Annotated in this window: 18 protein-coding genes, 3 pseudogenes and 1 other annotated feature; of the genes and pseudogenes, 1 reads left to right on the top strand and 20 read right to left on the bottom strand. The window is 39.5% G+C overall.

Annotation, left to right across the window (positions count from 1 at the left end; all coding sequences use genetic code 11):
* Window positions 1-22: 22 nt before the first annotated feature.
* From JCM9152_RS07175 to ilvD, 15 genes and pseudogenes are all read right to left on the bottom strand, one after another.
* Window positions 23-838, bottom strand: coding sequence for a cytochrome C assembly family protein (locus tag JCM9152_RS07175; protein WP_035342633.1), 816 nt, complete (start codon window positions 836-838; stop codon window positions 23-25).
* A gap of 17 nt (window positions 839-855) precedes the next feature.
* On the bottom strand, window positions 856-2232 hold the full coding sequence (gene hemA, locus JCM9152_RS07170) for a glutamyl-tRNA reductase (protein WP_035342631.1): 1377 nt from the start codon (window positions 2230-2232) through the stop codon (window positions 856-858).
* A 326-nt stretch (window positions 2233-2558) separates the two neighbouring features.
* Window positions 2559-3146, bottom strand: a complete 588-nt coding sequence (gene yihA, locus JCM9152_RS07165; RefSeq protein ID WP_035342629.1) for a ribosome biogenesis GTP-binding protein YihA/YsxC — start codon at window positions 3144-3146, stop codon at window positions 2559-2561.
* Window positions 3127-5463 carry an endopeptidase La gene (lon, locus tag JCM9152_RS07160; RefSeq protein ID WP_035342627.1) on the bottom strand — a complete coding sequence of 779 codons (2337 nt, stop codon included), beginning with the start codon at window positions 5461-5463 and terminating at the stop codon, window positions 3127-3129. The genes yihA and lon overlap by 20 nt, the downstream gene beginning before the upstream one ends.
* Before the next feature lie 120 nt (window positions 5464-5583).
* Window positions 5584-7246: pseudogene (gene lonB / locus JCM9152_RS07155) on the bottom strand (ATP-dependent protease LonB).
* A gap of 172 nt (window positions 7247-7418) precedes the next feature.
* The gene (gene clpX, locus JCM9152_RS07150) at window positions 7419-8693 is read right to left on the bottom strand and encodes an ATP-dependent protease ATP-binding subunit ClpX (protein WP_035342625.1); all 1275 of its coding nucleotides are present in this window, start codon (window positions 8691-8693) and stop codon (window positions 7419-7421) included.
* Between the two features lie 454 nt (window positions 8694-9147).
* Window positions 9148-10434 carry a trigger factor gene (gene tig, locus JCM9152_RS07145; protein WP_035342623.1) on the bottom strand — a complete coding sequence of 429 codons (1287 nt, stop codon included), beginning with the start codon at window positions 10432-10434 and terminating at the stop codon, window positions 9148-9150.
* A 241-nt stretch (window positions 10435-10675) separates the two neighbouring features.
* A complete protein-coding gene (locus JCM9152_RS07140; protein WP_052015690.1) occupies window positions 10676-11707 on the bottom strand; it encodes a tetratricopeptide repeat protein in 1032 nt (343 codons plus the stop codon).
* Window positions 11708-11957: 250 nt separating this feature from the next.
* A complete protein-coding gene (leuD, locus tag JCM9152_RS07135) occupies window positions 11958-12533 on the bottom strand; it encodes a 3-isopropylmalate dehydratase small subunit (RefSeq protein ID WP_035342621.1) in 576 nt (191 codons plus the stop codon).
* A 12-nt stretch (window positions 12534-12545) separates the two neighbouring features.
* A pseudogene (gene leuC / locus JCM9152_RS07130) lies at window positions 12546-13963 on the bottom strand (3-isopropylmalate dehydratase large subunit).
* Between the two features lie 84 nt (window positions 13964-14047).
* A complete protein-coding gene (leuB, locus tag JCM9152_RS07125; protein ID WP_035342619.1) occupies window positions 14048-15133 on the bottom strand; it encodes a 3-isopropylmalate dehydrogenase in 1086 nt (361 codons plus the stop codon).
* A gap of 207 nt (window positions 15134-15340) precedes the next feature.
* Entirely contained in the window at window positions 15341-16342 is a 1002-nt protein-coding gene (ilvC, locus tag JCM9152_RS07120; RefSeq protein ID WP_035342617.1) for a ketol-acid reductoisomerase, read from the bottom strand.
* A gap of 59 nt (window positions 16343-16401) precedes the next feature.
* Window positions 16402-16923: an acetolactate synthase small subunit gene (ilvN, locus tag JCM9152_RS07115; protein WP_035342615.1), complete on the bottom strand. Its 522-nt coding sequence runs from the start codon at window positions 16921-16923 to the stop codon at window positions 16402-16404.
* On the bottom strand, window positions 16908-18662 hold the full coding sequence (gene ilvB, locus JCM9152_RS07110) for an acetolactate synthase large subunit (RefSeq protein ID WP_081727934.1): 1755 nt from the start codon (window positions 18660-18662) through the stop codon (window positions 16908-16910). The genes ilvN and ilvB overlap by 16 nt, the downstream gene beginning before the upstream one ends.
* A gap of 122 nt (window positions 18663-18784) precedes the next feature.
* Window positions 18785-19037: a binding site (T-box leader), on the bottom strand.
* 3 nt (window positions 19038-19040) lie between these two features.
* Window positions 19041-20707 (bottom strand): annotated as a pseudogene (ilvD, locus tag JCM9152_RS07105) (dihydroxy-acid dehydratase).
* A 305-nt stretch (window positions 20708-21012) separates the two neighbouring features.
* Between ilvD and JCM9152_RS07100 the strand changes: the two are divergent.
* Window positions 21013-21414, top strand: a complete 402-nt coding sequence (locus tag JCM9152_RS07100) for a hypothetical protein (RefSeq protein ID WP_035342613.1) — start codon at window positions 21013-21015, stop codon at window positions 21412-21414.
* Window positions 21415-21496: 82 nt separating this feature from the next.
* Here JCM9152_RS07100 and JCM9152_RS07095 read toward each other — a convergent pair whose 3' ends face one another.
* From JCM9152_RS07095 to JCM9152_RS07075, 5 genes are all read right to left on the bottom strand, one after another.
* Window positions 21497-22687, bottom strand: a complete 1191-nt coding sequence (locus tag JCM9152_RS07095) for a Ger(x)C family spore germination protein (protein WP_235715651.1) — start codon at window positions 22685-22687, stop codon at window positions 21497-21499.
* A 16-nt stretch (window positions 22688-22703) separates the two neighbouring features.
* Window positions 22704-23255, bottom strand: coding sequence for a GerAB/ArcD/ProY family transporter (locus JCM9152_RS23650; protein WP_035342609.1), 552 nt, complete (start codon window positions 23253-23255; stop codon window positions 22704-22706).
* Window positions 23252-23806: a GerAB/ArcD/ProY family transporter gene (locus tag JCM9152_RS23645; RefSeq protein WP_035342606.1), complete on the bottom strand. Its 555-nt coding sequence runs from the start codon at window positions 23804-23806 to the stop codon at window positions 23252-23254. The genes JCM9152_RS23650 and JCM9152_RS23645 overlap by 4 nt, the downstream gene beginning before the upstream one ends.
* On the bottom strand, window positions 23793-25400 hold the full coding sequence (locus tag JCM9152_RS07080; RefSeq protein ID WP_081727932.1) for a spore germination protein: 1608 nt from the start codon (window positions 25398-25400) through the stop codon (window positions 23793-23795). Before JCM9152_RS07080 ends, JCM9152_RS23645 begins: the two co-directional genes overlap by 14 nt.
* Window positions 25401-25895: 495 nt before the next feature.
* Complete coding sequence (locus tag JCM9152_RS07075; protein WP_035342604.1) at window positions 25896-26303, bottom strand: MerR family transcriptional regulator; 408 nt, start codon at window positions 26301-26303, stop codon at window positions 25896-25898.
* Window positions 26304-26364 lie beyond the last annotated feature (61 nt).

Raw genomic sequence — 26364 nt, 5'->3', positions numbered from 1 at the left:
GCTCATCCTCCAATTGCTCAGATTAATACCAAATATGAAAATTTGAGTATTGACCTGATAAGAAATAATTAATTAACAAAATAAGAAAACTAGCAATCGCAAGCAATGCCATATTGTAGCCTCTTATCAATTTGACCACTCGTAAATATAAATAAACTCCATATATGAACAATACGAACAAGGAGCTAATCACCTTTGCATCAAGTAATGGGATTTGCCCTAATTGACTATACCCCCAAACAAAACCAAGAATGAGACCAATTAAGAGAAACGGCCAAGCCCCTAATATCGAAAAGAATGAAATCGAATCTAACTTTGACAAGGCTCCAAACCTAACTAATTGCTTGCCCCATTTTTTCTTTTTAAGCATATGATGCTGGATTACATACAGCAATTGGCAAGCAAATGCCACCGTAAATCCTGCATATGACAACATTATAATCGAAATATGTATAATAAGTAATTCTGAAGCAAGCAATTCCGATAATGCTAGTGGAACATCCTGATCCGGTGTAAATAAACTAAAGGTCATCATGCTAAATCCAATCACATTTGTAAAAAAAACGAGAAAATCGACTCGGAAATACCAGTTAATGACCAATGACAATGTGACGATCAACCAAGCATAAAAAAACAACCCTTCAAATGGCGTTAATAATGGTACACGACCTAGCTCAAACAGCCTCATAACAAAAAATGTCGTTTGCAGAACCCAAACAATAGAAAGCAACCAGAAGGCCATCCGATTGACCTTCCGGTTGTTCTGTAAAAAATCAATAAAATAACCAAACACACTGAAGCTATATAAAACAATAGCAATAGGATAAATCCAATTCATATATCAGTCCTTCTTTCTTAAGAACGGACAACCGCTTTATGCTTCGTTGTTGCTACATGCTCCTTCATAGTTGCTTCCCATTGTTTCTCTACTTTCAAAATACGCTCTTCCTCCTCTTGTGACGCTAATTCATCTTCAAGAGCAAAAATCGTCGTGAATAATTCTAATGCTTGATCTGCATCCTCTTCTCCAGCCAACTCCTTCACCCTCGTAATCGGATCACGAAGCAGTTGATTGACAATGCTTTTTGTATGCTTACGTAATACTTTCTTCTCACGATCTGATAGATGGGGCAGTTTACGTTCTATGCTTTCCATCGTTTCAGCTTGTACGTTCAAAGCCTTTGTGCGTAAAGCCGTAATAATAGGTACGACTCCAAGCGTCGTTAACCATTGACTAAATTCCGCTAACTCGAGTTCGATCATCAATTCGATCTTTTCCGCTTCACGCTTACGTTCAGATAAATTCGCTTCAACAATATGCTGTAAATCATCAATATCATATAAATACACATCGTCAATTTCAGCTATACGCGGATCTAAATCTCTCGGAACCGCGATATCGACCATAAATAATGGTCGTCCTTTACGCTGCTTTAACGTCTGACTAACCATCTCTTTCGTCACAACAAAGTCGCGCGAACCTGTTGAGCTAATAAATACATCAGCCTCAATTAAAGATTGCTCTAATTCCGAGAACGACTTCGCTTCTCCTCTGAACTGTTCAGCAAGCACTTGAGCCTTTTCAAGCGTACGATTAATCACTGTAATCGCCTGAGCACCATTATCGTGCAAATGCTTCGCCGTTAATTCGCTCATCTTTCCAGCGCCAAGCAAAGATACTTGCTTCCCTTGAAATTTCCCAAAAATTTTCTTCGCAAGTTCCACAGCGGCATAACTAACCGAAACGGCATGCTCGCTAATTTCTGTCTCTGTATGAGCTCGTTTTCCAAGGGTAATGGCCTGCTTAAACACTTGATTAAAAATCGTCCCAGTCGCGGTTTCTTCTTGAGCTAATAGAAAACTCGATTTCACCTGACCTAATATTTGTGTTTCGCCAAGAATCATCGAGTCCAATCCACAGGCTACACGAAACAAATGTTCAACGGCATGTTCATTTTCACGAATATCTAAATAAGGAGTGAAGTCTTCCTTCGGTAATTGAAACCAATCCGCTAAAAATGATTTTGTATAATGACGACCTGTATGTAGCTGATCTGCCACAACGTACACCTCTGTACGGTTACAAGTCGAAACAATTGTGCATTCTAAAATACTTTTCATTTGTCTTAGCTGTAATAACGCCGTAGGAAGCTCAGATTGTTGAAAGGTAAATTTCTCTCTCATTTCAACTGGTGCGGTTTTATAGTTAAATCCAGCCACAATAATATGCATCCTGACGTTCACCCCCTTCATTCATGTCCATACAACATCTTTTATATGCTTATTTTCTATATTCGCTCATAAATGCTCTCTTCTCTGTTTATCACTCATATATTATAACATGTCTATGCCTGAGCTCAAAAAAATTTTGTGAACAGTTCATGAACCTATTCTTTTATAATAATGATTATAATTTAATAATTCAACCATTTTGCTTGTATTTTTAGTTTGGTCAAATTATTGGAAAATATTACGTTATCTTTTTATCATAAATTAACCTCACCGCTTTAACAGTTCATTATAAAAAGAACCTACGACCATGTCGTAAGTTCTCGACTTCATTTTGAACAATAATACAATATCGTTTTCCATACTTGCTCTTTCCCATATGCCGTTTCAGACGAAAACAACAGTAACGGGTCAGAGTCTTCTTTTTCCAAATCCTTTTCAATGATTTTGAGATGCTTTTCCCATTTTCCTTTTGGAACCTTATCACATTTTGTCGCAACTACGATAACGGGAATGTCAAAATGCTTTAACCAATTGTACATCATTTTGTCGTCTGTAGAAGGAGGATGACGGACATCGATAATTTGGACAACAGCCTTAAGTAGTTCCCTACTTTCAATATACGTCTCAATCATTCTCCCCCATGCTTCTCTCTCAGTCTTCGGGACCTTCGCATATCCATAACCAGGCACATCAACAAAGTAAAGCTGTTCATTAATTTCATAAAAATTCAATGTTTGTGTTTTACCAGGCCGTTGTGATGTTCGCGCTAACGCTTTACGATTAATCATCTTATTAATAAATGAAGATTTCCCAACATTCGAACGACCTGATAGAGCTATTTCTGGCAATCTCGTTGTTGGATATTGCTCTGGCTTCACTGCTACGTGAGCTAAATCAGCTTTCGTTACTTTCATCTTTTTCTCCTAACGCATGCTCTAACACTTCGTCTAAGTGGGTAACAGGAATATAGGTTAAATCTTCTCGAACACTTTTTGGTACATCCTCTAAATCCTTTTCATTATCTTTTGGAATAATGATCGTCCGTAACCCAGCACGATGAGCACTCATTGACTTTTCTTTTAAACCACCAATCGGTAGCACACGACCACGCAATGTCATTTCCCCAGTCATGCCTACTTCCTTTTTCACTTTACGTCCTGTTAAGGCTGAAATAAGAGCTGTCGCCATCGTAATACCAGCAGACGGACCATCTTTTGGTGTCGCACCTTCAGGAACATGAATATGAATATCATTCTGTTCATGAAAACTAGGGTCAATTTCCAATTCATTTGAACGTGAACGAATATAACTAAACGCCGCTTCTGCAGATTCCTTCATCACATCTCCTAATTGTCCTGTTAACGATAGCTTTCCTTTTCCTGGTGCAACAGACACTTCAATTGAAAGGGTATCTCCCCCAGCTGATGTGTAAGCTAATCCGGTCGCAGCCCCTACTTGATCCTCGACCTCAGCCAGACCGTAACGAAATCTAGGCTTGCCTAAATAAGTTTCAATCGTATTCCCAGTTAAAATCACTCGCTTCTTTTCCTTTGATACGATCTTCTTTGCAGCTTTTCTACATAATGTAGCTAATTGCCTCTCTAGACTGCGAACGCCAGCTTCACGAGTATAATAACGCACGACCTTCTTAATCGCATCTTCCTTCATCTGAAGCATTCCTTTTGTTAATCCATGATCCTTCATTTGTCTAGGCAATAGGTAATTCTTCGCAATTTGAATCTTCTCAACTTCTGTATACCCAGCAATTGAAATAATCTCCATTCGATCTAACAACGGGCCAGGAATCGTCGAAATATTATTTGCTGTCGTAACAAACATAACTTTAGATAAGTCATATGGTTCTTCCACATAATGATCACTAAATGTATTATTTTGTTCCGGATCAAGTACCTCTAGCAATGCTGCCGAAGGATCACCACGGAAATCACTAGCCATCTTATCAATCTCATCTAATAAAAAGACTGGGTTAATGGACTGAGCTTTCTTCATCCCTTGAATAATTCGACCTGGCATTGCCCCGACATATGTTCGACGATGACCACGAATTTCCGCTTCATCACGAACACCACCAAGTGAAATCCGCACGAACTTTCGATCAAGTGAACGAGCAATCGAACGGGCTAACGATGTTTTACCGACACCGGGTGGTCCTGCTAAACAGAGAATCGGCCCTTTGAGCTCTCGCGTTAGTTGCTGAACAGCTAAATATTCAAGCACTCGTTCCTTCACTTTCTCGAGACCATGGTGATCTTCGTTTAAGATTTCTTCAGCACGAATGACATCAAGCTGATCCTCGGTTTCGTATGTCCAAGGTAATTGGATAAGCCAGTCAAGATACGTTCGAAGTACAGAGCTTTCAGCAGAATTAGCTGGCATTTTTTCAAAACGATCTAATTCCTTTAAAGCCTTCTCCTTCACATTGTCAGGCATGTCACCTTCGCTAATTTTGTCACGAAGCGTTGCGACCTCACCCGTTCTCCCTTCCTTATCACCAAGTTCCTTTTGTATCGCTTTTAATTGTTCACGCAAATAATATTCTTTTTGCGTCTTTTCCATTGATTTCTTTACGCGCTGTCCGATTTTCTTTTCAAGTCCGAGCACTTCTTGTTCATTATTTAAAATTTCTATGAGCTTAATAAGACGTTGCTTTACGTTCGTTAACTCTAACATAGACTGTTTCTGCATAAGCTTCAAAGGGAGATTCGCAGCGATGACATCAGCAAAGCGCCCAGGTTCTTGAATATCCTTCACAATCGTCACCGTTTCATTAGAAACCTTTTTAGAAACTTTCGTATATTGCTCAAACATTGTTAATATATTCCTCATTAATGCTTGAGCCTCAGTTGTAGCATATGGCTCCTCATCTTCTAAAACAACGGCTTCAACATGTAAAAATTCGCCCGTATCGATATATTTTTTAATACGTGCTCGCTTTAATCCTTCCACGTGAACACGCACTGTCCCATTCGGTAATTTAAGTAGACTTTTCACATGTGCGATCGTTCCTACTTGATAAATCTCATCTTCTTTTGGATCATCAATGGAGATTTCCTTTTGTGTTGCTAACAAAATCTCTTTATCTTCATCCATAACCTGCTCTATCGCTTGAACTGATTTACGTCTTCCAACATCTAAATGTAACACCATTGCAGGAAAAACGAGTAAACCACGTAACGGTAGCAGCGGAATTCGTCGGATTGAATCGACCATCCGCAAACACCTCCATCCTATTCCGATAACTAATCCATGAGTATTATTTGTACTTTCATAAAAGCATGAGCATATACTCCTGTATAATTCTATCGTACCTTAGCACGTTTTGTCTAACGTTTACACTGGAGCAATAGTCGGATTTAACCCGACACTCGCTGGGCGAACCTCTGCTTCCTCTGTATCTAGAGCAAGTTCTAACACTTCGTCTAAATGTTCAACAGCGATAACCTCAATATCTGTTATTTTCTTTATAAGTGCTTGTTCATTTTCTTTCGGTATAATCACTTTCGTGGCACCTGCTAATTTAGCAGCTTCAACCTTGGCTACAACGCCTCCAATTGGTTTGACTTTACCATGAATGCCCAGCTCCCCTGTCATAGCGACTGTGTTCTTCACTTTATCTCCTTGGATCGCCGAATAAATTCCTGTTGCAATAGCTATACCTGCAGATGGTCCATCAACAGGTCCACCACCTGGAAAATTCACATGAATATCGTAATCATATGTAGGAATTCCCATACGGCGAAGGACAGTTACAACATTTTCCACAGACCCTTTCGCCATACTCTTCCTTCTAATTGAACGCATTTGATTACCTGTACTTTCTTCCTCGGCAATTCCTGTTATATTAACCGAGCCTTTGCCGATATTTTCTATTACATTTACTTCAATTTCTAATAACGCACCTAAATTAGGACCATAAACAGCAAGACCATTGACGAGACCTACCGTTGCATTCGCATGAATTTTTCGCTCTGGACGAGGTGTAAGCTGGCTCGCATGTAATACCCATTCAACGTCTGATAATTGGATCTCCTTTCGTCCATCTGCAGTTGCCACCCCTGCTGCAATTTGAACAATATTAACGCTTCACGCCCATTTGTTGCATATTTTGATATTCGTTCAATGGCTCCATCTTCAACTTGAGCATTAATTTTATCCGCAGCTTTTTGCGCAATCGTTACAATTTCTTGTGGGTGTAAAGCTCTGAAATACACTTCTAAGCAACGTGAACGAATCGCAGGTGGCAATTCACTAGGTGTTCTTGTTGTTGCTCCTATTAGACGAAAATCAGCAGGCAATCCTTTTTGAAAAATTTCATGGATGTGGCGAGGAATCTGTTGGTTTTCAGGATTATAATAAGCACTTTCAAGAAATACTTTACGGTCTTCGAGGACTTTCAACAATTTATTCAATTGAATGGAATGTAGTTCCCCAATTTCATCGATAAATAACACACCACCATGTGCCTTTGTTACTGCACCATGCTTCGGCTGAGGAATTCCAGCTTGCCCCATCGCACCTGCACCTTGATAAATCGGATCATGAACAGAACCTATTAAAGGGTCAGCAATCCCTCTCTCATCGAAACGCGCTGTCGTTCCATCTAACTCAACGAAGACAGCATCTCTAGCAAAAGGAGAATCGGCATGCTTTTTAGCCTCCTCTAATACGAGACGAGCAGCCGCTGTTTTTCCAACTCCAGGTGGACCATAAATAATGACATGCTGAGGATTGGGGCCACATAATGCTGCACGTAATGAGCGTATTCCTTCCTCCTGTCCAATAATATCATGAAAAGAAGAGGGACGAACCTTTTCAGCTAATGGCTCACTTAAGGAGACAGAACGCATCTTTCGTAATTGCTCCATCTCTTTTTTGACTCCCGATCAACCGAAACCTTTTGATTGCGTTGGCTTTTTAATAAATTCCAAAAATAAACCCCAATGACAACACCAAAAAACAACTGAATAAGCAATGCTATACCTGTCCAATTCATATAATAACCTCCCAGAAGTATCATTGTTCCATTAGTATGACCGGGAAAAACATCCCTAAACAAAGAAACTTCTGTAAGAAAACGCTAACAATTGATTTTCTTTCATGATTAGTATAAATATTTAAAAAGCGCTTCGGACTAGCTAATCCGAAGCGCTTAATATGCTATTCTATTATGCACTTTCTTTTGGTTCTGTTTTCGATAACGTCATTTCAGTACCATCCTCAGTTAAAAGCGTTGGAGCTTTGTGCTCTGTTATACATTTATCATGAATGACACATTTCACAATGTCATCACGCGATGGTAGATCAAACATAACATCAAGCATAAGTGTTTCAATAATGGAACGTAATCCACGCGCACCTGTTTTTCGTTCAATCGCTTCATTCGCGATTTCACGTAGAGCTTGTTCAGTAAATTCTAATTCAACATCATCCAGTTCAAGCAACTTCTTATACTGCTTCACGAGTGCATTTTTCGGTTTCGTTAAAATTTCAACTAGAGTATCGACATCAAGTGGCTCTAAGCTTGAGATAACCGGAAGTCGGCCGATAAACTCTGGTATAAGACCGAAGCGTAATAAATCCTCAGGCAACACTTTCGCTAAATACTCTCCTGGCTTTAAGTCTTCTTGCTTTACTTCTGAACCAAAGCCAATGACTTTCTTGCCGAGTCTCCGCTTAATTATCGTTTCAATACCATCAAAGGCTCCACCACAAATAAATAACACATTCGTTGTGTCTATTTGAATAAATTCTTGATGAGGATGCTTACGTCCTCCTTGTGGTGGCACACTTGCTGTTGTCCCTTCAAGAATTTTCAGTAATGCTTGTTGAACCCCTTCACCAGAAACGTCACGTGTAATCGAAGGGTTTTCTGACTTTCGTGCTACTTTATCGATTTCATCAATATAAATAATTCCCTTTTCCGCTTTTTCAACATCATAATCTGCTGCTTGAATGAGCTTCAAAAGAATATTCTCCACATCTTCTCCTACATAACCCGCTTCCGTTAAAGATGTCGCATCTGCAATCGCAAATGGCACATTTAAAATACGCGCTAACGTTTGTGCAAGTAACGTTTTCCCACTACCTGTTGGTCCAATCATACAAATATTACTCTTAGCTAATTCAACCTCATCTGCGCGACTTAACGAATTAATTCGTTTGTAATGGTTATAGACAGCAACAGATAATGACTTTTTCGCACGATCCTGACCAATGACATAATCATCTAAAATTTGACGAATTTCACTCGGCTTCGGAACCTCTTGAAATTCTACTTCTTCTTCTGTCCCTAATTCCTCTTCTACAATTTCCGTACATAATTCAATACATTCATCACATATATAAACACCAGGACCAGCAACAAGCTTACGGACTTGGTCTTGAGTTTTCCCACAGAAAGAGCATTTTAACTGGCCCTTTTCCTCGTTAAATTTAAACATGCAATCACCCCTCAAAAATATTGTACCATCCTCACGCATAAAATGCTTTCATGAAGACTTACATACACAAATGGACATATAGCTCATATATTTGTAAGCCATTTCAGATCTGTTTGATGTCAACAACCGTTTATTTCCTATATGCCTCCTTACCCTTATTTCATTACTCATAAAACATAAGCAGCGTTCAATGGATACAGCTTATGCTAGAACAAACATTATGTATGGATTGATTATACATTCAATATTCACATCAAAAAACCCTTTTTCTTGGATGAATTTATAAGCTAATTGTTATGCTTTTTTCACCTATGTCCGTTTGTTCTAATTAGCTTTCACCATTATGACAAAGCTCATACATCATTCAAAGTCTGAAGCAAGGAGTATTGAAAAACAAGGCACGAAGAATCGCGCCTTGTGTATGAACTTTATTCACTTTAGCCTCATTATATTCTTACTTTTTGTTCTCTACTAAGAATTCTACTGCTTTTTGTACCTTCAAGTCCGCTTTCAAACTATCTACTCCACCTTGTGCAGCAAGAAGACCTTTAATCTCATCAGTAGAGCGTTTGTACATTTCCGCCATTTTCTCGATTTCCTTATCCACATCCTCATCAGATGCTTCTAAGCTCTCCGCTTCGGCAATAGCTTCTAGCGTTAGGTTCATACGCACACGCTTTCCTGCATCCTCTTGGAATTGCTGACGCATAGCAGCTTCATCTTGACCAGAGAATTGGAAGTACATCTCAAGATTCATGCCTTGTGCTTGAAGACGTTGCTCAAATTCTTGAAGCATACGATCAACCTCAGAGTTAACCATAGCCTCTGGGACATCAATCGTTGCATTTTCACTCGCTTGTTGCACAAGTGCATCACGAACTTGGTGTTCAGCTTGGTGCTCTTTATCCTTTTGTAACTTTTCTTTTAAAGAAGCCTTTAATTCATCAAGTGTTTCCACTTCTTCATTCGCATCTTTTGCAAACTCATCGTCTAATTCTGGTAGTTGCTTACGTTTAATATCATGAACCTTCACTTTGAACGTAGCTGGCTTTCCTGCAAGATTTTCTGCATGATATTCTTCAGGGAATGTCACTTCAACATCCTTCTCATCACCAGCTTTTAGGCCAATCATTTGCTCCTCAAAACCTGGGATAAACTGACCAGATCCAATTTCAAGTGAATAGTTATCTGCTTGCCCACCTTCAAATGGCTCTCCATCAACAAAACCTTCAAAATCAAAGACAGCTGTATCTCCTTCTGCAATTTCGCCATCTTCTAGTACGACTAACTCTGCTTGACGCTCTTGAAGTGTTGTTAATTCAGCTTCAACATCCTCATCTGTTACGTTCGTGTCAGGTTCTTCAACTTCTAAACCCTTATATTCACCAAGTTCAACTTCAGGCTTCACTGTCACTTTCGCTGTGAAAGTTAAATTACTTCCCTTTTCCATCGTTTCAATATCAATTTCTGGACGATCGACTGGCTCAATTCCTGCTTCTTCTACAGCTTGAGCATACTCCCCTGGTAGAAGGATATCTAGAGCATCTTGATATAGAGACTCTACACCAAATTGCTTTTCAAATAATGAACGAGGTACTTTCCCTTTACGGAATCCCGGTACATTGACCTTTTTAACAACTTTCTTAAAAGCCTGATCTAATGCATCATTCACTTTATCAGCTTCTACTTCAACTGTTAATACTCCTTCGTTTCCCTCTTGCTTTTCCCATTTTACAGTCATATTCTATTCCCTCCAACTTAATTACATCTTCTACATTTCCGAACAATTCATTCGTTCTATAGTCTTTGACAACCACTCTAGTATACCATAACGTTTGCTCAATTCAAATATTACTATTTTTCCAATAATACATCTACAGTACATGTTTAAAAAGGATCGAGAAAAATCACCAATGGCATAGCATCTTACTCATGCTTCTCACTTATTGAGAACGACTTAAAAAGGCCAATCCCAAACATTTTCATAAAAAAAGAACATCTATTATTATATCTGGTAAACAGAAGCTTCCACTTCCATGACTTCTCCCTTTTTTTCGAGCAATCGTTCTTGGTCGATACCTTCCATTTGCACGACCTCTAGACATTCTAAGCCTATTCGTTCCGCAGCGCAAGCATAAAATACACATCCCCCAAAATAAATCCTCTTTTGGTTCAGGATAATGAGGATAAATCGCTAGCATATAAGTAACACATAGTTGCCTGGCAATCTCTAATAAAATAGGGTCTTCACTTTCAACTAACTGTTCTAATTTTTTGTCCACAGCTCTTTGAAACGTTTCTAATCCATCCTGGTCAATTTCACTTGGATTCACTTCAAGCGTCTGTGTTCCCTTTTTATATGTAACCTTTGTATGTAACCCCTTATCTCTTAACAATTGTAAAGCTAACGAGACAAGAACTGGATCATTGTTTTCTTTCTTTATGTATTCAATTAGCAGTGAAGTAGCATCTGGTGCATCCGATTCTCGTAGCATCGAAATCGCTGAAGCCTGAAGTTCAACCGATTCTGCAAAAAGCATAGGCTGAACCTTTTCTGAAATAGAATCCTCTTCCTTAACAGAAGGTGCCCATTCTCCGTCTTGAATCATTTGTCTACTAAAATGAAGCAATTGATAAAATGACTCCGCATACTGAGAAGGGAGCTTCTCCTCTGTTAAAACAGCTTCTAATAGCTGTACGACTTCATTGTAGTCGCCTAATTGAACGAGTAACGAGATATGAACTTGTAACACTTCATAATACTCACTCGCCCCTGCGTGTAATAATTGTTTAGAATGAATAAGTGCTTCCTGAAGTCTACCTAATTCAATTAAGCTGAGCATTTTACCAAAAATGACTTGTTGATTTTCGCTCTCATATAATTCAGCATCGACAAAATATTGAAGCGCCTTTTGTCCATCTTTATCTTTCAATGAGTCCATCCCTTTTTCAATTAACCGCTTAACTAAGCCAGGATACAATATAACATTGGCCTTTCTTTCTCGCTTATCCACTTTGGAACCGCTCCACTCTAAGAGATATGAATATATACCGCTCATGATTTTTTATTAGTTTATCAGCTACTCCTGCAAATCACAATGATAAATGACTTCTCATGTATTGTTCATCTTCCCCAAATACCGATTATTCAAACATAAAGCCGTTGCTATTGATTAAAGTAGCCGAACAATGAGCGAATTATGATAATAAAAAGAAAACCACTGAAAAGGGAAACCTCCCCAAATTCAGTGGCTTAAGTGTGAACTACTTAGCCTGCTCAAACGCTGTAATTTGTTCTTCATATTTTAAGGTTAATCCAATCTCATCCCAGCCGTTTAAAAGCATCTCTTTCCAATAAGGATCAATTTCAAATGACGCTTTCACATTTTCACCACTAATAGTCTGTTCTTTCAAGTCAATTGTTAATGTGAAACGATCTGATCCTTTCCTTAATAAATCATTAACCATTTCCTCATCTAATCGAATAGGTAGCATCCCATTTTTCACACAGTTATTATAGAAAATATCAGCAAAACTAGGGGCGATAACAACCTTAAAGCCATAGTCAGCTAATGCCCAAGGTGCATGTTCACGAGATGAACCACAACCAAAATTATGTGCGGCCACTAGAATACTAGCACCTTCAGTATGAGGTTGATTTAATTCAAACGTAGGGTCAGGTGAACCATCGTCCAAAAAGCGCCAATCATAAAATAAAAATTGGCCAAATCCTGTTCGTTCTACCCGTTTTAAAAATTGTTTCGGAATAATTTGATCCGTGTCGACGTTAACACGGTTCATCGTTGCGACAATTCCTTCATGCTTAATGATTGGTTCCATCAATTTCTCCTCCTATCGTGAAACCTTCTCTGATTTCCACTTACGAATATCAACAAAATGCCCAGCAATCGCTGCTGCCGCTGCCATTTCAGGACTAACTAAATGCGTACGAGCCCCTCTACCTTGACGCCCTTCAAAGTTTCGGTTAGACGTTGACGCACAACGCTCCCCTTCAGGGACAACGTCCGGATTCATACTTAAGCACATACTACAGCCAGAATGTCTCCATTCAAATCCTGCTTCAATAAATATTTGATCCAAGCCTTCTTCTTCCGCACGCTTTTTCACTTTTTGTGAGCCAGGAACAACAAGAGCTCGAACATTGTCAGCTACTTTATGACCTTTCACAATTTCTGCTGCCGCTCGAATATCGCTTAATCGCGAATTCTACATGACCCAATAAAAACATGCTCAATTTTGATATCTGATACACTCGTGCCTGACTTAAGATCCATATATTCAAGCGCCTGCTCAATCGCCCGTCGTTCAGAATCACTTTTCGCATCCTCTGGAAAAGGAACTGTTTGACTAACTCCTACACCTTGAGAAGGGTTTGTTCCCCATGTAACCATCGGTTCAATTTCTGATGCATCAATCGTAACGACACGGTCATAGGTCGCTCCCTCATCCGAAGCAAGCTCTTTCCATTCCGCAACAAGTGCATCATATTCTTCACCTTTTGGCACATATTGACGACCTTCTAAATAATCAAACGTCACTTGATCCGGACTGATTAACCCCGCTTTCGCTCCAGCTTCAATCGACATATTACAGATCGTCATCCGTTCTTCCATCGTTAAGCCTCGAATCGCTTCACCTGTAAATTCTGCGACTGATCCATTGCCGATATCAACACCAAACTTAGAAATAATAGCTAAAATAATATCCTTCGCAGAAAGGTGTGAATCTAGCTTACCGGTAACGCGAATTTCAAGTGTTTTAGGTTTCGATTGCCATATCGTTTGTGTTGCTAGAACATGCTCTACTTCACTTGTACCGATTCCAAACGCTAATGCTCCAAAGGCTCCATGTGTCGATGTATGACTATCACCACATACAATCGTTTTACCAGGCTGCGTCAATCCTAGCTCAGGTCCAATAACGTGAACAATTCCATTCTCTGGGTGCTCTAAATCAGCAAGCTCAATATTAAACTCTTCACAGTTCTTCTTCAATGTTTCCATTTGTGTACGCGCAATTTGGTCATTAATATCATAACGATTAACGGTTGGTACATTATGATCCATCGTCGCAAATGTACGATCAGGCCTGCGAACGGTACGATTTGCTAAACGTAGACCTTCAAATGCTTGTGGGGATGTGACTTCATGTACCATATGCAAATCAATATAGAGTAAGCTTGGCTTCCCCTCTTCTGTTAGTACTTCATGCTTATCCCAAATCTTTTCTATAATTGTCTTCGCCATTATCGATTCCCCCTATCTCTTCACTTTTCCCTTTTACAAAACCCGCTATGAAGGTTGAGATCATAACGGGCAATGCCTACTCATTCATTACTGAACCTTTGTACGTAATGCATCAATGACCTTTTTAGTCATTTCTGTTGTCGAGAGAGCAGTTTCTCGTTCATTTGTTAAATCGGCTGTACGGTACCCATCATTGAGTACTTGATTAATCGCATCTTGTAGTGCATTCGCTTCATCCTGCATACTAAAAGAATAAGCTAGCATGAGCGCAATCGATGACAAAGTTGCCAAAGGATTCGCACTATTTTGACCAGCAATGTCTGGAGCTGATCCGTGAATTGGTTCAAATAATCCCGGTCCTTCAGCACTTAAACTAGATGAAGGTAGCATCCCTAGCGAGCCTGTAATCATTGAAGCTTCATCGCTGAGTATATCGCCAAACATATTCTCCGTGACCATCACATCGAATTGACGAGGGTTACGCACTAGTTGCATAGCTGCGTTATCAACTAACATATGCGAGTAGTCGACATCTGGATAATCCTTTGCAACTTCATCAACCACTTCACGCCATAGTCGGCTTGATTCTAATACATTTGCCTTATCAACTGAAGTTAACAGCTTACGACGCTCCCTTGCTAGCTCAAAACCTTTTCTAACGATCCGTTCAATCTCAGAACGAGAATATTGAAGTGTATCGATTGCCACCGTATCACCAGCAACTTCCCTGCGCTCTCGTGGCTCACCAAAGTAAAGACCACCTGTTAGCTCCCTTACGATCATGACATCAACACCTTGGATAATATCATCCTTCAAAGGTGAAGACTCTGCTAAAGCATCAAAGATTGTAACTGGACGAAGGTTGGCAAATAGCTGAAGTTCCTTTCTAAGACCTAAAAGCCCCTTTTCTGGACGTTGATCACCTGGTAGCTGATCCCATTTCGGACCACCAACCGCTCCTAATAACACCGCATCACATTGCCGACAAGTCGCCAATGTTTCCTCTGTTAAAGGTGTTCCAAACTTATCAATGGAAGAACCACCAATTTCACCATATGCATATTCAAATCGATGGTCATATAGCTTCTCGATTTCCTTTAGAACTTGAACGGCAGCTTCACACACTTCTGGTCCAATACCATCACCAGGTAGAATCGCAATACGCTTTTCCATTCTTCTTTCATCCCCTAGACATTATTTACAAACTTATTTAGAGTACCTGACCCTGTTGCTGCTTCTTGAATAACCTCACTCTTACAGATTAACGCTTTAACGGTTAGAAGAGACACCAACAAGCTCAGGTATCATTTGCTCATTTTAGGAGAGGAGGCTGGAATTCCAGCCTCCAATCTGCATCCAGTTCAACTTCCAATTTTCCAATTAGATGTTGGACTTCGCTTTAACAAATGGCATCATTTCGCGTAGCTCACGACCAACTACTTCAAGTGGATGCTTGCTCTCAGCACGAGTAATAGCTGTAAATTCTGGACGATTCGCTTGGTTTTCTAGGATCCATCCTTTAGCAAACTTACCTGTTTGAATATCTTTAAGTACTTTACGCATGGCATCTTTTGTATCCTCTGTAATGATTTGAGGACCCGCTACGTAGTCACCCCATTGTGCTGTATCAGAAATCGAATAGCGCATTGTTTCTAATCCACCTTCGTACATAAGGTCAACAATAAGCTTTAGTTCATGTAGGCACTCAAAGTATGCAACTTCTGGCTGATATCCTGCTTCTACTAGTGTTTCAAACCCAGCTTTTACTAGGGCAGAAGCTCCACCACAAAGAACCGCTTGCTCTCCGAATAAGTCCGTTTCTGTTTCTTCTTGGAATGTTGTTTCAAGCACCCCTGCACGTGCAGAACCAATTTGCTTTGCATAAGCTAACGCGATATCTTTTGCTTGACCTGTTGCATCTTGGAATACAGCGATTAATCCTGGTACACCGCCACCTTCCTGGAACACACGACGAACGAGGTGACCTGGTCCTTTCGGTGCAGCAAGAAATACATCAACATTTTCAGGCGGTACGATTTGATTGAAGTGAATGTTAAATCCATGAGCGAATGCTAATACTTTTCCTTCGTTTAGCTCTGGCTCAATTTCATTTTTGTACACTGTTGGTTGAAGCTCATCTGGAAGTAGAACCATAATGACATCCGCCTTTGCAGCAGCTTCACGTACAGAGTATACATCAAAGCCATCATTCACTGCTTTATCCCAAGATTTCCCTGGGCGTAGACCGATGATGACATCTTGACCACTTTCACGCATATTTAATGAGTGGGCATGACCTTGTGAACCATATCCAATAACCGCAACTTTCTTTTCCTTTAATACTGCCTCATTTACATCTGAATTGTAATATACTTTTGCCATATTTACTCTCTCCTCTTTCATCAATGTTTTTTATATGAATTTTCAAAATTCAACAATAGTTAGTTAATCAGCGTTAATCGATGTGGATCAATAGATGGTTTCTTTGTGCTACGATTAAATGCTGTTATTCCTGTTCTCGCTAGCTCTTTAATGCCGTAAGGACGAATTAAATCAATAAATGCTTCGACCTTTTGGTGATCCCCTGTTATTTGAACCGTTAAGCTCTCTCGTCCGACATCAATTGTAGAAGCGCGGAACGTATTAACTAGAGCGACCACTTCCCCTCTTTGTTGCGGAGAAACAAGAATTTTAATTAAAGCGAGTTCACGAGCAACAATCGATTCATCGGTAATATCCTTTACCTTTAAAACATCAACTTGTTTATTTAATTGCTTAATCACTTGTTCCACATTTTGCATACTATCAACAGCTACAACAAATGTCATTCGTGACACAGCAGGATTTTCTGTCATACCGACCGTAATGCTTTCGATATTATAATGACGTCTTGCAAATAAACCTGTAATTCGGTTTAACACACCTGACGTATTATTAACCGTTGCTGTTATGATTCGTTGCATGGTTTAACCCCCTCCATTTGATGCTGCCCTTTTCCAGGAGAAATCATCGGATAAACATTCTCTTCTTTGGCAACACGAATGTCCATTAAGACTGGACCTGGATGTGCCATCATTTCTTCCAATGCGCTCTTCAAATCAGATAAGTGATCCACTCGCATTCCCTTAATGTCATAGGCTTCAGCTAATTTCGTAAAGTTAGGCTGAATTGGGAACAAAGAGTTTGAGTAGCGTTCACCGTGGAACAATTGCTGCCATTGTCGAACCATACCTAGTGATGCATTATTAACAATCACAATTTTCACCGGCAAATTTAGTTCTTGTAGGATTGATAATTCTTGAGCTGTCATCTGAAAACCGGCATCACCGAGAACAGCTACAACAGGCGACTTCGGCTCAGCAAATTGTGCCCCAATTGCTGCCGGGAAGCCAAAGCCCATCGTTCCAAGTCCACCTGATGTTACCCAACGATTTGGCTTATTAAAACGATAGAACTGAGCTGACCACATTTGATGTTGACCGACATCGGTCGTAACAATGGCATCACCATTTGTCACTTCATGAATCAATTCAATTAAATTCTGTGGCTTAATCGTTTCACCATCTTCCTCATACCATAGAGGAAATTCATTCTTCATTTCCGTTAGCTTAGCAATCCAAGCCGACGTATCACCTTGCTGACTCTCTTCTTCATTTAACATTTCAAGAGCCTGCTTCGCACACCCAACAACCGGAATTTCCGTCGGAATATTCTTGCCGATCTCAGCCGGATCAATGTCGATATGCGCAACTTTTGCATTTGGTGCGAAGAACTCTAAGTTCCCTGTTAAACGATCATCAAAGCGTGCACCTATATTAATAAGCAAATCGGATTCATGTATGGCCATATTGGCTGTGTACGTTCCGTGCATGCCTGCCATTCCTAAAAACAATTCATCATCTCCAGGGAAACCACCTAGACCAAGCAACGTGTTGACGACAGGAATTCGATATTTCTTCGCAAATGCATATAGCTCTTCAGCAGCATGAGCATGGAGAATACCTGCACCAGCTAAAATAACGGGCTTTTTCGCTTCTTTTAAAGAATCTATAACCTTTTTAATTTGCAGGCGATTCGGCACAATCGTCGGCTGATACCCAGGTAAATTCACTTCTTTATCATAATCAAACATTCCCGTTGTAAGCGACACGTCCTTTGGCAAATCAATCAGTACTGGACCTGGACGTCCTGTTGTAGCAATATGGAACGCTTCCTTAATTATTCGTGGTAATTCTTCAACATTACGCACTTGGAAGTTATGTTTCGTAATCGGCATCGTAATACCAATCATATCTGCTTCCTGGAAAGCATCTGTTCCAATCAATGTTGATGCAACCTGCCCTGTAATGACAACAAGTGGTAATGAATCCATCATCGCATCAGCAATCCCTGTTACAACATTCGTTGCACCTGGGCCAGACGTTACGACACAAACACCTGGCTTCCCAGATACTCGCGCGTACCCTTCAGCAGCATGGATCGCACCTTGCTCATGTCTTGCAAGCACATGATGGATACCGGTCTTATAAATCTCATCGTACGTCGGAAGAATAGCACCACCGGGATACCCGAAAATGACATCAACGCCTTCCCTTCTTAGTGCTTCAATGACCATCCCTGAACCTGATAGTTCACGTTGCATCTCTTCCTTTGATTGATGGTTCTGTTCGTTTTGCTCATTAGCCTTCCATTTCGTATTCATCGCTCATGCCTCCCTATTTGTATGATGTCATTCCCTATAGAGCTCACTTTTCGTATATTTAACTTCTGATTATACGAAAAAAACCTTCTCACCCCATATAAAGCCACTTACTACCTGTAGCTAAAAGGGGCGAAAAGATTTTCTTTCCACGGTACCACCCTTATTCATCAAACCATTCGTTTGATCTTATGGATAAGCTATAACTTATCACGTTTTGATAACGAGTGCTGTGTTACACCCGATTAACCCTACTAAAAAATGATTCAGGCTAATACTCCGAGGTGAGTTTCATTAGCAACGACAACACCGCTTCTCAGCATTTGCGGTTCTCTGTAGGAGTCTGTTACTAACTACTTTCCTCTTCTACGCTTTCATTCATTATATTTTCATCACTCCACCCGTGTTTGCAGATGTCACGAGCTTCGAATATCTTGCTAAATAACCTTTTTTCACTTTTGGTTCTGGCTCAACCCAATCTGTCTTGCGTTTTGCAAGCTCATCATCTGAAACAAGTAGTTCCAATGTACGGTTAGGTAAGTCTATCTTTATTTTATCACCATTTTCGACGAATGCAATAGGCCCGCCTTCAGCGGCTTCAGGTGAGATATGTCCAATCGAAACCCCTCTAGAAGCTCCAGAGAAACGACCATCTGTCAGTAGAGCAACGTCCTTACCAAGACCTCGTCCGACAATCGCCGACGTTGGGGCTAGCATTTCTGGCATTCCAGGTCCGCCTTTAGGTCCTTCATAGCGAATGACGACAACATGACCAGCCTTCACCGTTCCAGCATCAATTTCCTTCTGTGCTTCTTCTTGTGATTCAAAGACAATCGCTTCACCTTCAAATACGCTAATGGAAGGATCGACTGCTCCAACTTTAATTACTGCACCATCAGGTGCTAAGTTCCCATAAAGGATTGACAAGCCACCTACTGGACTATAAGGGTTATCTTTACGACGGATCACTTCATCGTTTGTTATTTCAGCATGCTTATGTGTATCATATAAGCTCTTTCCCGTTATCGTGATCCGATCTGGATTAATCGCTCCTTCAATCGAACAGAGCTCCTTAATAATAGCGCTGACGCCACCTGCATGATGGACATCATCCATTGAATAATCAGAAGCCGGGCTAATCTTACATAAATAAGGTACTCGCTCAGCTACTTCATTAATACGATTTAAATCGTAATCAATCTCCGCTTCATTGGCAATGGCTAACGTATGTAACACCGTATTCGTCGATCCACCCATTGCCATATCTAGTGCAAATGCATCGTCAATTGTATCTTTTGTTACGATATCGCGTGGACGGATATCTTTTTCAATTAGTGTCATTAAATGCTTAGCTGCGTCTTTAATAAGTTGATGACGACCTTCAGACGTTGCAACCATCGTCCCATTACCAGGTAACGCTAGTCCAAGCATTTCCATTAGAGAGTTCATTGAATTCGCCGTGAACATCCCCGAACAGGATCCACAGGTTGGACAGGCAGACTGCTCAATTTCAAGTAACTCTTCTCTCGTCATTTTCCCAGATGAAAAAGCACCGACGCTTCAAACACTGAAGCTAGTGATAAGCTTTTTCCATCCTTTGTACGACCTGCCTCCATCGGTCCACCTGACACAAATACAGATGGAACATTCGTCCGAACAGATGCCATTAGCATCCCTGGTGTAATCTTATCACAGTTCGGAATGAAAAATACGCCATCAAACCAGTGTGCGTTAATAACGGTTTCTGCGGCATCACAAATGATTTCACGACTCGGAAGTGAATAACGCATACCAATGTGCCCCATTGCAATTCCATCATCTACACCTATTGTATTAAATTCAAATGGAATACCACCCGCTTCACGAATAGCTTCCTTAGCGACTTCGGCAAACTTATTTAAATGCATATGACCAGGAATGATATCTATATATGAATTACAGACACCAATAAATGGCTTATCCATTTCATGCTCTTGTACTCCTGCTGCACGTAGTAAACTACGGTGTGGGGCACGATCAATCCCCTTTTTTATCATATCACTTCTCATTTTTTACTCGCTCCCTATTCGTTTGCTTTTTTATTATTTTTCTAACTATTGTAAGCATCCGAAACACTTAAAAGAGGATATAGAAATCGATCTCTAATAGTTGTTGTTTGAGGTTTATCATACGCTCATTCATGGTTATGGTCAACCACTTTTTCAAAAATAATTTGACTATTTTGATTAGTCTTCACTATTGAAAACGCTTACCACACTATCAGTTCGTCATTCAGGCTATCTAACTTCCACAAATTCCTATATGAAGCATATGGTTTTCATTTCTAGGACATGATATAGATGGGTGATGAAACATGTTAAAATTTATAAGAAGATATATAAAAAAACACAAATCTTTTCCATTCTTTAAAATAAACAAATCTCCACATCCCTTATTTGTCATTGTCGAAGAGCTTGAACATACGTGCCAAACAGAAGCCGAAAGAGTGCTCTACCAAAAACTGCGAATGCTGATGTACTACCCCACTCCTCAATATCGTATGAATCGATTTGTCGTCAATATCGCTCTTATTCCTTATCGTATTGCACTTATTGAACAAAAAAAAGGGCTGAATGAGAGAAGGATCATCAAAACTTTAAATCGAAAAGGATGGTCGGTCATTTTTTATCAACCACAGCAAATTTTACATGAGGAACACAAATATGTGAATCGCATCGTTGCATTAACAGAAGAACAAACACCACGAAGCTTATAACCAAGACTTTGCCTATCACGTCATTTAGTTAAAGCTACATGAATCTCGTTTACTCTGAAGATACATGTAGCTTTAGTATGATCTAAATAGCTCTTTTCCCTGCTCTCTCGATCCGAGTCGACAACGACACGTCTATATCCATGTCTGAAAACACCTGCTGCCAATTTTCTTTCGTTTTAATATAGTTATCCCAATATTTCGAATGATGACCTCTGACAACTTCACCGATACCAATAATGTCTGATCCATCTTCCTGTAATTTGTCTAGCAATTGGATCATTACCATTCTCCCCTCTTTGGAAAATTGTTCTTCAAGCTTGCGCATATCACTAGCGTTCATCTGCCGCTCCGTATTTGTTTTCTCTTCAAGCATTCCATAAATATTTACGTCTAAGTGTGCTTTTAATTCCCCACTAGAATTTTCAACTGTTATGTTTGATTCTCTTTTTTCTACTCGTACGATTCCCGTTTCATTATACTGTTCTGGTAATGGGATCGCAAAGCTATATCCCGACGGATTCTCTCCTCTCATCGCCATGAAAATACCAATTTCAATTGGTAGCGTTCTACCGACCATTCTATCCCCTTTAAAATAAGCAACACCTTCAAGTAATATGCTCTCACCTTTGACAACTTTAATATAAGGTAAGAAACCCTCTCTCCCTTTTCTTGAGCTCGCAATCCAAAAGTGACCGATATATTGCTTCGGAAGCTTTCCTAATCGAACCGCATTATCTAACGTTTGCGATAAAAACAATGAAGGGATCTGTGATACTGGAGGTGCTGCTTTCAACGTTTCCCCCGCATCATCTCCATTTACTAACAGCCAGGCTGTTCTTCTCACCTCATGATTACGATGAAGATAATCATTAATTTCTCCTAACCCTTTTCGTGCAATTTCTTCTGACATGATGACTAATTGCAAATGACCTAAATACAGTTTCTGTGATAATTCTTGCTGCAAATTATGCATCGCATCAGCTATCGTCTTACCTAACACTTCTACAACCCAAACCGTATCCTCCGATTCCAATTGATCACTCGCAATAGGACCTAATGGAATTCCACCAGGTAGCGCAATTTGCGTCGTCACTCGAATCATATCCTTGTCTGATGGAAACTCCTCCACATGTGTCGCTTGCGGTTTTAATAAGCGCTCATACTCTTCTCTTTCTAAATCTTCAACCAAATCAATCGCAATCCCTAATATATTGGCTCGATCCTCTATTTCAAAACGATCCCAACAGCCTGATAATAACATTAACAGACACATCAAAATCAAAACCCCTTTAAGAGCTTTCATTAACAGAATCACTTCCCTTCACCTTACGAACGAGTAAAAGAAACAAAGGATAACCGATAATTAAACACACACCAAAGCTAGAAACAAACGTAATAACCTCATACATGTCATAGACATCTTTTGGAAAAAAGGAAATGGCTAATATGACCCCAAAAAGGAGCGTTGCGACAATACGTTGTCTAAAACCATGAAAAAGCTCGGTAAAAGCTCGTACCGCAAAATAAAATGTAGAATATAAAGTTGTAAAAACCGCAAACATCCACGCAACGAGTAACAAAGCATCTAATCGTTGAAATACTTCTGCTGGTATTCGAACAAGCCTTCCTAATACTAAAATCGGCCACATCAAATTCTCCAATTCTTTACTTCCAAACACAGCTAACGTAAAGAACATCGCCAAAGTATAGAGAATGGTGACAATTATCCAACCAACAAAACTGGACAATACCGCCTTATTCGGTTGTCTCATGAACGGAATAACCATTGAGATAACAAAGAAATTAAGCAATACCTTTGTGACTATGACTCCACCTGTCATAAACCCCCCCATGACGTTTCATTCCCTAGAATCGGTTGGACGTAAATCCAATCAATCTCTCTTGTTGCTGCAAGCAATATAAAGGTTATTGGTGCAACCGTGAAAGCAATATAAAATAAATGAACATACGCAAATACATTCATTGAATGAAAGCTTGCTAACATACAGATGAAAGCAATCATCATCATCGGAACATAAATTGGTGTTTTAGGAAGAAGTGATCCAATGATCACCTCACCAAATTGACGTAATTCCAAGCCGGTTAAAATAATAAAAAACAAAATCATGATCATAATAAAGAAAGCTCCTAGCTTTTTACCAAGAATTTGTCTACTATAGCCTACAAAGGTTTTGTTATCGTAAACTTTCCCTAAATAAGCAATCGACATAACTCCAATGAGAGCGATCATCGAGCCAAATAAAGTGGCTGAAATCGAAGCTGTTTCTGCTTCAAGCGCTACAAAACGTGGGAAAGCTAACATCCCAACTCCGATATTCGTACTAACTAGAATAACCGTTAACTGTAAAACCGTTATTTCACGATTTTCCATTACGATTTCCCTCCTTTGGTAGCAAAGGTTCTTCTGGTTCTCGTTTCCCTCTAGGGTCAAGCCTTATGGTGTTATAGGAATGTAGTTCTTCAGGCCTTTTGCTTAGCCATCTTAATGGCATGCGAATAAAGGAATCACGTAAGCTTTGCCAATCGACCGGTGAAAAAGGGCTTAAATAAGGAACTCCGAACGATCGTAAACTAAGCATATGATTGAAAATAAGTAGCAGGGCACTTACTAATCCAAATAAGCCAAACATTCCTGAAAGTAATAAAATTGGAAACCTAAGCATCCGAAACGCAATCGCGACATTATAAGCTGGCGTAGCAAAGGAGCCGATTGTCGATAATGCAATGATTACGACTGTTACCGGTGAAGCAAAGCCAGCTTCAACAGCTGCTTGTCCAATGACGAGCACACCGACAATCGATATCGCTCCACCGACTTGTTGTGGCATCCTTACTGTCGCTTCACGAAGAATTTCCATCGCTATTTCCATTAGTAATACTTCTACAACGACAGGGAAGGGAATCCCCCCCCTACCACTCGTTACAGCGACTGCAAATTCCGCGGGAATTAACTCTGGATGAAAGGATAAGACGGCAACATATAATGAAGGGAACAAAAGGGAAGACCCTAAAGCCATCAAACGAATTATTCTCACAAGGCTGGACATCAAAGCACGTTCATTATAATCTTCCGATGTTTGAAAGAATTGATTGAACGTAGCTGGACAAATAAGCGTAAGAGGCGTCCCTTCAATCATGATGACGACTCGACCTTCCACTAAATTCCCGACGGCTTTGTCAGGTCGTTCTGTATATTGAATTTGGGGGAAAGGGGATCTTGGATTATCTTCAATCAGTTGCTCAATATAGCCAGTATCCAATATGCGATCAATATGAATATGTTGAAGTCGTTTCTCAACTTCCTCCACTAACTTCTCATTAGCAATGTGGTCAATATAACAAATAACAACAGTTGATTTAGTCACCTCGCCAATCTCTAGAGGCTTCACTCGAAATTCTTCAATCGGAAGGCGATTCCTCAACAAAGAAATATTTGTTTGCAGATGTTCGATGAAGCCATCCCTCGGCCCGCGAATGACCTGTTCACCTTGAGGTTGTTCAATCCCTCTTTTATCAACTTCCTTCGTCTCAAATAAGATCGCTTCACTAAATCCATCAACGATAACCGCGCACTTTCCTCTTAATACACCGTGTAATATGTCGTCAATATGAGTAACAATTTGTCCTTCTGTATGATAGATCACTTCTTCAAATAAAAATCTCTTTAATTCCTTATCTCTCCATTCAACATCCTTTGATTGTGAACGGATATAAATCATTGGCTTTAAAATAGTTTCATTAATGCTATCCTTATTAACTAAACTTCCAAAATAAAGAACAACGACCTTCCGATTATCTAATATTTTAATCTCACGCTCGTTATAATCATGATCGTCACCTATCACAGACTGGATGTCTTTGATGTTTTTCGATAAGGTAGGGTGGACGGGTCTATTAGGTTTATCTCCTTTGCCATTAAATGATGAATAGTTGACGGTTTTCCACTTCCTCTTTTTTCCAAACATATTAAAAACCCCTCATAAAACATAATCAATCATTTTTAAATCTATATAAAGAAATCAGTCGTATTTTGCTATAGTTTAGTTAAATTATGCGTGTTTTAAAAAATCTTTCAATATTGAACCATTATTTTAAAGTACTTACATAAAAAGGATATAAATGAAATCGTACATGAAGAAACGTTTGTTTAAGCAATCAACACAAAGTAAATGACAAAATAAAAATGGGTGTTTCAAAAGATCACAAAATGATCTTTGAGACACCCTCCTACACTTAATCAATCTTAATTTGCTTTTTTATTTAGTTTTTCAGAATCGTCAACATAGAAATTATTGCACCATCTTTAATGCTCTTCTAATATAATCTTGTTTTAATGTAATATTTTAATGAATGTTAGACAACCGTATCACGATACATGCTCTTCATCATTACAAATTAGTGTCCGTGAGAACGTGTAAAATATGGTTTAGTTTTGTCTCCGTTCATTCAAGGAAAGGTCTTTAGTTAAAGCTAATTAACTTTTTATTCTTATAAATCTCCTCTGTACCTGCTTCTACTGCTCTTTCAAAATACTCACATTTATAAAGAATGACTTCCATTGTTTTATTTAATTCTTCCAGCTGTGCTTTTGCAGCTGCTTTTCGTTCCAAAAACATGGTGTATCTTTTCTGTAATGTAGAATCTCCTTCTATGCTCCATCCAATAAATTCCTTTATTTCTTTAATAGGCATTCCTGTAACCTTTAGACATTGAATGATTTTGATTGCTTCGATATCAGAATCTTTAAATTTACGAACCCCCTTTTGAGAACGTTCAACAAAAGGAAGTAGACCTTCCTTGTCATAATAGCGAAGAGTATGTATCGTTATACCTAGTTTTTTGGCGACTTCACTAATGAGATACGTCATTTAAATCATTCCCTTTTTAAATATTTATTGATAATTTATTTTAACATACCTATTGACATAG

The organism is Halalkalibacter hemicellulosilyticusJCM 9152, assembly GCF_000513115.1.
GTDB classification, from domain to species: Bacteria; Bacillota; Bacilli; order Bacillales; family Bacillaceae_D; genus Halalkalibacter; species Halalkalibacter hemicellulosilyticus.
This window is presented reverse-complemented; position numbering and strand designations above follow the sequence as displayed.

What these genes read in the sequence shown, in the direction of transcription:
- JCM9152_RS07175 (WP_035342633.1), bottom strand. Translation starts at nt 838, where the DNA reads ATGAATTGGATTTATCCTATTGCTATTGTTTTATATAGCTTCAGTGTG.
- hemA (WP_035342631.1), bottom strand. Translation starts at nt 2,232, where the DNA reads ATGCATATTATTGTGGCTGGATTTAACTATAAAACCGCACCAGTTGAA.
- yihA (WP_035342629.1), bottom strand. Translation starts at nt 3,146, where the DNA reads ATGAAAGTAACGAAAGCTGATTTAGCTCACGTAGCAGTGAAGCCAGAG.
- lon (WP_035342627.1), bottom strand. Translation starts at nt 5,463, where the DNA reads ATGGTCGATTCAATCCGACGAATTCCGCTGCTACCGTTACGTGGTTTA.
- clpX (WP_035342625.1), bottom strand. Translation starts at nt 8,693, where the DNA reads ATGTTTAAATTTAACGAGGAAAAGGGCCAGTTAAAATGCTCTTTCTGT.
- tig (WP_035342623.1), bottom strand. Translation starts at nt 10,434, where the DNA reads ATGACTGTAAAATGGGAAAAGCAAGAGGGAAACGAAGGAGTATTAACA.
- leuD (WP_035342621.1), bottom strand. Translation starts at nt 12,533, where the DNA reads ATGGAACCAATCATTAAGCATGAAGGAATTGTCGCAACGATGAACCGT.
- leuB (WP_035342619.1), bottom strand. Translation starts at nt 15,133, where the DNA reads ATGGAAAAGCGTATTGCGATTCTACCTGGTGATGGTATTGGACCAGAA.
- ilvC (WP_035342617.1), bottom strand. Translation starts at nt 16,342, where the DNA reads ATGGCAAAAGTATATTACAATTCAGATGTAAATGAGGCAGTATTAAAG.
- ilvN (WP_035342615.1), bottom strand. Translation starts at nt 16,923, where the DNA reads ATGCAACGAATCATAACAGCAACGGTTAATAATACGTCAGGTGTGTTA.
- ilvB (WP_081727934.1), bottom strand. Translation starts at nt 18,662, where the DNA reads ATGAATACGAAATGGAAGGCTAATGAGCAAAACGAACAGAACCATCAA.
- JCM9152_RS07100 (WP_035342613.1), top strand. Translation starts at nt 21,013, where the DNA reads ATGTTAAAATTTATAAGAAGATATATAAAAAAACACAAATCTTTTCCA.
- JCM9152_RS07095 (WP_235715651.1), bottom strand. Translation starts at nt 22,687, where the DNA reads ATGTGTCTGTTAATGTTATTATCAGGCTGTTGGGATCGTTTTGAAATA.
- JCM9152_RS23650 (WP_035342609.1), bottom strand. Translation starts at nt 23,255, where the DNA reads ATGACAGGTGGAGTCATAGTCACAAAGGTATTGCTTAATTTCTTTGTT.
- JCM9152_RS23645 (WP_035342606.1), bottom strand. Translation starts at nt 23,806, where the DNA reads ATGGAAAATCGTGAAATAACGGTTTTACAGTTAACGGTTATTCTAGTT.
- JCM9152_RS07080 (WP_081727932.1), bottom strand. Translation starts at nt 25,400, where the DNA reads ATGTTTGGAAAAAAGAGGAAGTGGAAAACCGTCAACTATTCATCATTT.
- JCM9152_RS07075 (WP_035342604.1), bottom strand. Translation starts at nt 26,303, where the DNA reads ATGACGTATCTCATTAGTGAAGTCGCCAAAAAACTAGGTATAACGATA.